General features: G+C 40.0%; 9 protein-coding genes. 1 reads left to right on the top strand and 8 read right to left on the bottom strand.

Annotated elements, in window-relative coordinates; all coding sequences use genetic code 11:
• Positions 1-2 precede the first annotated feature (2 nt).
• Positions 3-1394: a Cof-type HAD-IIB family hydrolase gene (locus tag HT730_RS09005; RefSeq protein ID WP_173307387.1), complete on the bottom strand. Its 1392-nt coding sequence runs from the start codon at positions 1392-1394 to the stop codon at positions 3-5.
• Between the two features lie 65 nt (positions 1395-1459).
• On the opposite strand from HT730_RS09005, the gene HT730_RS09000 reads away from it, so the two are divergent.
• On the top strand, positions 1460-2422 hold the full coding sequence (locus HT730_RS09000) for an asparaginase (protein WP_173307386.1): 963 nt from the start codon (positions 1460-1462) through the stop codon (positions 2420-2422).
• Between the two features lie 51 nt (positions 2423-2473).
• On the opposite strand, the gene ccpA is transcribed toward HT730_RS09000, so the two are convergent.
• The 7 genes from ccpA to HT730_RS08965 form a co-directional block, all read right to left on the bottom strand.
• Complete coding sequence (ccpA, locus tag HT730_RS08995) at positions 2474-3484, bottom strand: catabolite control protein A (RefSeq protein WP_049511250.1); 1011 nt, start codon at positions 3482-3484, stop codon at positions 2474-2476.
• Positions 3485-3803: 319 nt separating this feature from the next.
• A complete protein-coding gene (locus HT730_RS08990) occupies positions 3804-4403 on the bottom strand; it encodes a response regulator transcription factor (protein ID WP_173307385.1) in 600 nt (199 codons plus the stop codon).
• Positions 4404-5501 carry a sensor histidine kinase gene (locus tag HT730_RS08985; protein ID WP_173307384.1) on the bottom strand — a complete coding sequence of 366 codons (1098 nt, stop codon included), beginning with the start codon at positions 5499-5501 and terminating at the stop codon, positions 4404-4406.
• Complete coding sequence (locus HT730_RS08980) at positions 5501-6238, bottom strand: ABC transporter permease (RefSeq protein WP_173307383.1); 738 nt, start codon at positions 6236-6238, stop codon at positions 5501-5503. Before HT730_RS08980 ends, HT730_RS08985 begins: the two co-directional genes overlap by 1 nt.
• A gap of 1 nt (position 6239) precedes the next feature.
• Positions 6240-7124 (bottom strand): ABC transporter ATP-binding protein, encoded by an 885-nt coding sequence (locus tag HT730_RS08975; RefSeq protein WP_173307382.1) that lies wholly within the window; start codon positions 7122-7124, stop codon positions 6240-6242.
• Positions 7111-7305, bottom strand: a complete 195-nt coding sequence (locus tag HT730_RS08970; RefSeq protein ID WP_173307381.1) for a hypothetical protein — start codon at positions 7303-7305, stop codon at positions 7111-7113. The genes HT730_RS08975 and HT730_RS08970 overlap by 14 nt, the downstream gene beginning before the upstream one ends.
• Positions 7302-7493: a hypothetical protein gene (locus tag HT730_RS08965; RefSeq protein WP_049512643.1), complete on the bottom strand. Its 192-nt coding sequence runs from the start codon at positions 7491-7493 to the stop codon at positions 7302-7304. The genes HT730_RS08970 and HT730_RS08965 overlap by 4 nt, the downstream gene beginning before the upstream one ends.
• Between the last annotated feature and the right edge of the window lie 715 nt (positions 7494-8208).

Genomic DNA, 8208 nt, shown 5'->3' with positions numbered 1-8208 from the left:
TTTCATTGAGTATTATTTCTCTCTTTATGGCGTTCATAAGCCTTGAGTTGGCGCTGCAGTTCCTTTTTAATAGCAGGTTCTGGAGCATATTTTTCTTCCCAATCATCTGGTTTTAAGATTTTGTGTGTCACTGGATCAAAATGAGCCTTGCCATCTGGAAAAATTTTCCCCATATTGGCCTGATGAACAATATCAAAAATACGTTCTGGATCCACCCCCATCAAGACAAAACTACCGTAGGTGAAATAAAGCGTGTCAATCAAGGCATCCACTTGCCCCACCAAATCTTGCTGGGCAGGCGTCTTCTTAGCTACTTTATCTGCCGCCTTATCAAGAGCTTGATGAAGTTGCGATAGAGCTTGCCCAAAGTCCTCTTCCGAAGGACTTGCAGCTCGAACAAACTCCACCAATTCTTCTATTTTAAAGCCAGCCCTGTGGGTTGCACCTTCTAAATCCCAAGCTCGAGGTTCTTCTTGGGTCCGTTCATCCATCATGTGATGGAAGGTTTTAACCTTATTGAAATGATAGTCACGGCTGACAAAGACTTTTTCTGAAGACAAAACACCAAAATGTTCCAGGGCCTTGTGGATTCCGTCTTGTTGATTGCTAGTGGTAATGTGCTTGGCAACTTCCTTAACACTGCTACTACCATTTCCCATAGCGACCGACATACCGACACCAGCCAGCATTTCAAGGTCGTTATCTGAGTCCCCAAAGGCCATGACTTGATTAAGGTCAAAGCCATATTCTTTTCCAACTCGACGTATGCCTTCTAATTTAGAATTTCCCTGATTAATGACATCCGCAGCAAAAGGATTGCTACGTGTCAATTTCAAGTCTTCAAAATCAGCTGCCGCCTTCTCAGATTCTTCTGGCGTCATCAGCATCAAAACTTGATAGATAGGCTGATTCATCAGATGAAGCAGGTCTTCTTCCTTTTGGGGAACAACCTTGCTGACCATGCGATTAAAAGACTGACTCACTGTTCGAGTTAAAACAGAGGGAACGAAACGACTGATTCGTTGGGAAAACGAACCCAGACCAAAGGACATGATTTTGGAACCCAGCATGGCATCCTTGGTCCCTAGGGCAATCTCCTTGCCCTCTTTTTTAGCATAAGTAATGAGATGGCGCAAGTGTAACTTGGAAATAGGGCTCGTGAACAAGACTTTGCCTTTAGTAAAGATATACTGGCCATTGTAGGTTACCGCAAAATCCAGATCCAAATCGTCCATCAATTCCTTAACAAAAAAAGGTCCTCGCCCTGTCGCTACGCCAACTAGCACCCCTTGTTCTTTGACAATCTTAATCGCGTCCTTAGTGGATTTCAAAACACTCTTGCGATCGTTGACCAAGGTTCCATCGATATCAAAAAAAACAGCTTTGACTTCCATCCTATCCCAATCTCCCCTTTTGTGATACAATGATTATACCACATTTCAGAAAGAGTGAGTAAATCATGCCTAAGAAAATCCTTGTTTTACATACGGGTGGGACTATTTCCATGCAGGCCGATGCTTCTGGCGCTGTTGTGACAAGTTCAGATAATCCCATGAATCATGTGTCCAACCCACTTGAAGGAATCCAAGTCCACGCCTTAGATTTTTTTAATCTGCCAAGTCCCCATATCAAACCCAAGCATATGCTGGCCCTCTACCAGAAAATTAAAGAGGAAGCTGCTAACTACGATGGAGTGGTGATCACACACGGGACCGATACTTTAGAGGAAACAGCCTATTTTCTTGATACCATGGAAGTCTCCCATATGCCCATCGTTCTAACAGGAGCCATGCGTAGTTCCAATGAACTCGGCAGTGACGGTGTTTATAACTATCTGAGTGCTTTACGAGTGGCTAGCGATGACAAGGCTGCTGACAAAGGAGTTTTGGTTGTTATGAACGATGAAATCCATGCTGCCAAGTATGTTACCAAAACACATACGACCAACGTCAGCACCTTCCAGACTCCAACACACGGTCCACTTGGTCTGATCATGAAACAGGAAATCCTCTACTTTAAAACAGCTGAACCTCGTGTTCGCTTTGACCTTGATCACATACAAGGATTAGTCCCTATCATCTCTGCTTATGCTGGTATGACAGATGAGCTGATTGATATGCTGGATTTGGAACAATTGGACGGTTTGATTATCCAAGCCTTCGGAGCTGGTAATATTCCCAAAGAAACGGCTCAAAAATTAGAAAGCCTTCTGCAGAAAGGAATCCCAGTCGCCCTGGTTTCACGATGCTTTAACGGTATTGCAGAACCTGTTTATGCCTACCAAGGTGGTGGCGTGCAGTTGCAAAAGGCAGGTGTCTTCTTTGTCAAAGAACTCAATGCCCAAAAAGCCCGCTTGAAACTCCTCATCGCCCTCAATGCCGGATTAACAGGACAGGATTTGAAAGACTATATGGAAGGCTAAGTCTCTTCTCTAAAAACAAATCAGGAAATCTTCACGATTCCCTGATTTTTTCTATTTCCGTTTTCGTGTTGAGCGACGTTCTGTCAAACCATGAGGTAAGAGAACTTCACGTTCTTCCAACTCTTCCTTATGCATAATCTTAGTCAACATACGCATACTAATGGCACCAAGGTCATAAAGAGGTTGGGCAATCGTTGTCAAGTTTGGACGGGTAAAGCGTGAGATTTGTGAATCATCACTAGTAATAATTTCAAATTCTTCTGGTACAGAAACACCCTTATCAGCCAAACCGTTCAAGACTCCTGCTGCCAACTCATCACCTGTCACAACTGCTGCAGTTGCATTTGATGAAATCAAACGCTCTGCCAAGGCGTAACCATCATCATAGCTATATTTAGATTCAAATACCAAACCCTCACTATAAGCGATTCCTGCTTTTTTCAAGGCTTCCTTGTAGCCAACTAAACGAACCTTACCATTGATGTCATCCACTAGCGGACCGCTAACGAAAGCAATACGCTCATTTTCTTTAGCAAGGTAACTCACTGCATCAATCGTTGCTTGCTTGTAGTCAATATTGACACTTGGCAACTGGTGCTCAACATCGACAGTTCCTGCTAGAACAATCGGAGTACGTGAACGCGAAAATTCTGAGCGAATTTTATCTGTCAAGTGATAACCCATAAAGATAATGCCATCTACCTGCTTTGAAAAGAGGGTATTGACAACAGAAACTTCTTTCTCGTTATCTTCATCGCTATTAGCTAGGACAATATTGTACTTGTACATTTCTGCAATATCATCAATCCCCTTAGCCAAACTCGAAAAATAACCATTGGTAATATTTGGAATCACGACACCGACAGTGGTTGTCTTTTTACTTGCAAGACCACGCGCAACTGCATTTGGACGATAATCCAATCGATCAATTACCTCTAGCACCTTTTTACGGGTATTCTCTTTTACATTTTTATTGCCATTGACCACACGACTGACCGTCGCCATGGAAACACCTGCTTCACGAGCGACATCATAAATGGTTACTGTATCATCTGCATTCATTCCTTTTCCTGCCCTTTCTATCCCACACATTCTTTTACAAGTAGAGGCACCGATTGAAGCTCTACATCTACTTACAAAAGTGAAGATGTGAAAATTTCGTTTTCATGTTTCTACTTATTCCATTCTATCACTAATTGTAAACACTTTCAAGTGTTTTTTGAAGATTGATTGAAAAAATTTCATAGAAATCGAAGATTTAGCTCCTTGCTACCACCTTAGACGAAACAAAAAGGAGGAAACCAAGCCCTCCTAAAGTTAGGTATTGTTCCATTCAATCCCACCAATTTTAGCACATAATGGTTTTCGAGTTATGATAGTATCACAACCAACCAGATTCTTTCGCTATATTAGCTGCCTCTGTTCGATTACCAGCATCTAGTTTCGAAAGAATATTGGTGACATAGTTTCGGACTGTTCCGTTGGATAAATAAAGTTGATCTGCAATTTCTTGGTTAGACAAGCCTTGAGCAATTCCCTTTAAAACAGCAATCTCTTGTTCTGTTAATGGATTGGGATGCGTCATCACCACTTCCATCAATTCAGGCGAATACTCCTTGCCTCCTTCGAGGACAGTATGCAAAGTTTGCATGAGGTCTGCAATGCTTCTTTCTTTCAAGACATAAGCATCTACTCCAGCCTTGACTGCACGTTCAAAATACCCTGGGCGCTTGAAAGTCGTCACTACAACCACCTTTGTTTCAAGCTTTTCTGCTCGTATCCACTCCAAGACTTCAAGACCTGTCTTCACAGGCATCTCTACATCAAGAATGGCAATATCTACGGACTCTTTTTCTAAGAGTTGTATTGCTTCTTGCCCATTCTTGGCTTGTAAGACAGACTCCACGTCCGGTTGAAGTGTGAGCAATTGACACATGGCATCTCGCAACATACTTTGATCTTCTGCGACTAATACTTTCATCTACTTTCTCTCCTTATAAGGTAGTCGAACTTGCACTTCTGTCGGTTGTTTCTGACTAATTACCTTTACTTCTCCCGAAAATGGAAGAACACGATCTCGAACTGTATGGAGGTCATCCCCCTTTATAGAAGTAAAGCCACAGCCATCATCTCTCACTGTTAAAATGAGTTCTTTCTCTGTCCGTTCTAATTTTAAGTAGACTTTAAACGCTTTAGCATGTTTGATGATGTTGGTCACTAATTCAAGCAAAATCATGGAAGCCGTTGACTCCAATTCCTGAGTTAAGCTAGCTGTATCTAGTTGATTAGCTATTTCCACCTCAATTCCAGCAATTTCTAACATCTTTTTCACAGTCTCTAGTTCGGATGTCAAAGTTCTAGACTTAAGATTTTCCACAATGGTTCGCACTTCATTCATGGAATCCTTACTGATCTGGTGAATTTCTTTTAATTCCTTTTCCACCTGTGGATAAGCCTCCATCTGAAATAACTGCAAGGCTAAATCTGTCTTGACACTCAACATAGCAAAGGTATGTCCCAAGCTATCATGCAAATCTTGGCCGATACGACTGCGTTCATTTTCAGCAAGCAATAGATTTATCTGGGCATTTTGCTTAGCCTGTGCTTCTTTCAAATCCTCCACAATCCGAATCCGAACCAAGCCAAAAGTCATTAAATCGACAAAAGCAAGAATTACAAGTAGATAGAATAGAAACTCAACTTCGATTCTCTGAAAAATCAACAGTTGGCCCACAACTAGGACTTGAGCAAGAAGAAATGTCCATACATGTAAAGACTTTAAACTACGTACGCCAAAATGATAAATTAAGAGATTGGATAGGAAAAAGAAAAACCAGATATAATTAACAGCAACAAAGGCAGTATTCCCAACTACATAAGTCAGCATGAGGCCCCAATATAGCCAAGATAGGCGCTGGCTCTTAGTTGTTAAAACACCCAAATACGCCACTACAAATAGAATATCAATCAATAAATGCCAGGCAGAAAGCCACCCAGTCACTACAGGTAGGATGGGGAAAATCATAAAAATTAAACTGGCCCAAAACATATAGTGTATGCTTTTCAGTCTTTCAAGCATTAAGCATTCTCCTTATGACCTTGAAGGTAAATGGTCAAACCAAACAAAACTGCTGAAAAAACAAGTAGATAAACTGTAGCTGATAGATTGATGCTACCCTCGTTTAAGAAGGTCTTGAGCAACTCCATCAACTGATAAGTTGGTAGGCACTTCCCGATTGCTTGCATCCAGTCTGGAAATAAAGAGATGGGCATCCAGAGTCCACCTAAAACAGCCAAGCCTAGATAGAGAAGATTGCCCACGACAGACATCAGCTGACTAGTCGGTAACAGCGTCAAGGTTAAGCCAAGTGCTACAAAAACAATACTTCCCAAAATAAGCAAAATCGCAGCACCAACCCAGCTTGCTAAAGGCATATCCACACCTCTTACAAAATGCCCAACTGAGAAAACCACCAAGATTGAAACCAAATAATCAACCAGCATACTTGTTATCTTTGATAGATAATATTCTACCATATTTACAGGGCTATGACGCAATGTTTTCTGCCAGTTGTTGATTTTATCTGTATGTAAAACAGCTGGGAATGAAAAGATAGCTGTCGACATCATGGAAAAGGCCGTCATGGAGATAAGATAATCACGCATAAAATTCGCGGGTCCACCTGGTGTTTCCTGGTACATGCCTGAAAAGAATAAATAGAAGGCTGTCGGCATCCCTACGGATAATAGATAATAGACTAATTGTCTTTTGGTCAATAGAAATTCTATCTTGTTTAGTGCAATCCATCGTTTCATCTTAGTCATCTCCCTTTTGTGTTTCTTCAAAGATTGTATCCAACAAGCTACGATTATTGACTTCAATTTCTTGAATCCTACATCCTGCTTGCACTAACAGTTGCCAAAAAGCATCCGCTTCACGTGTAACTACTTGCAAAGCATCTTGTTTTTGTGACCAGTTTTCAACCAAGTTAGACTGCTCAATGACTTCCTTGTAAGCTAGAGGAAGGATAAAATGCTTTTCTATTTCCTCGCTACGCATAGCTAGAGGCGTCGTATCACGAATCAACTCTCCCTTATTTAAAACCAAAATCCGGTCAGCTGTATGTTCTACCTCTTCAATATAGTGAGAAGAATAGAGAATGGTGACTCCTTGCGCTTTTAGGTCCCGAACAATTTCCCAAAAACGTTGACGGGTAGAGGTATCCATGGCAGCAGTTGGCTCATCTAAAAAGACAAGCTTTGGTCGCCCAATCAAGGTCAAGACGAAAGAAAAGAGACGCTTTTGCCCACCTGACAATTTTTCTGCAAATTGCTCTTTTTGTTGCTGATCAAACTGCAATAGTTGATCGATTTCCTGGTTACTCAAGTGATTTGGATAAATTTTTTGAAAGAAAGCAATCAACTCTTTAACTTTTAATTTCTGAACGATTACATTTTCTTGAGGGAGGTAAGCCCTAGTATAGTCTAACTTTGAACTCGTCACTGGTAAACCTTTAATAGATACTTGCCCACTGGTGACCAATTTATCTCCGAGCAAACAGTCCAAGAGTGTGGTCTTTCCTGCTCCGTTTGGCCCAATCATGGCAACACATTCACCTTCAGCTATCTCAAAGGAAATATCCTTCAAAATAGCCTTACCCTTGATGTTTTTATGTAAGCCTTGTACCTTAATCATGTTCATAATATTCTCCTTTCAGCCACTCCTTTCCCATCGGAAAGACGATAAAAATCATAAATCCTAATCCCCATGCACCACGGATGAATTGGTAAAGGAAGTCTTGATCAAACCAAGCTGTAAACATTTCTACCAACCATACCACTAGTGACAGGCCGATAAAGAAATAGATGCTCCCTCTCTTCATTCCTCAAGCTCCTTTTTCACATCTGAGACTAATTTCAAACCTTCTCTAACAAGCCAAGACATCATTCCAAAGCCAGCAAATAACTCCCAAGGAAAATGATAGAAATCTTCATCCAATCCTGAGAACATGAGATAGGTCATAACTCCTGCTGCTACTAAACTCATTGCGACAATTACTTTATGTTTCATTTTTTCTTCCTCCCTTTCATACTTCAATTATAGTCTTTTGAAGTTAGCGGAGCTAGATACTTCTGTCACTCGTAAATATGACAAATGTCATAAAAAATTCTGTTCAAAACAAGCAAGATACACTATACAATAAAACACAATTAGAAAAATCTAAGGCAACTTCCTCAAAAGAGATATCAAACCCAATTCACACCATAATGTAAACTAATACTTATTTAAAATTAAAAAGAGTAGAAATTTTTATCAGACCAACACATATATTATACGTTAAACAAAACCCTTCTATTGCTTTCTTAAAAATTTATAAGAGTTATAAAATCTGTTAAATTTCAATGTGGATACCTAAACTACGGTATTTATTGAAAAGAGTAGAGATAAAAAGTATACGCTGCCAAAATTAATTGCTGAAAATCAAAAAAGAGAGAACAGAGTAGAAATTTTTATCAGACCAACACATATATTATACGTTAAACAAAACCCTTCTATTGCTTTCTTAAAAATTTATAAGAGTTATAAAATCTGTTAAATTTCAATGTGGATACCTAAACTACGGTATTTATTGAAAAGAGTAGAGATAAAAAGTATACGCTGCCAAAATTAATTGCTGAAAATCAAAAAAGAGAGAACCAAACTAATTCTCTCTTAATGTATATAATATCTAGTTATAAAAATATACACTCACATATCTCTGTAATATATCGGGAAGACAGGATTC

The organism is Streptococcus sp. k-628, from assembly GCF_013277475.1.
In the GTDB taxonomy this organism is placed as follows: domain Bacteria; phylum Bacillota; class Bacilli; order Lactobacillales; family Streptococcaceae; genus Streptococcus.
This window is presented reverse-complemented; position numbering and strand designations above follow the sequence as displayed.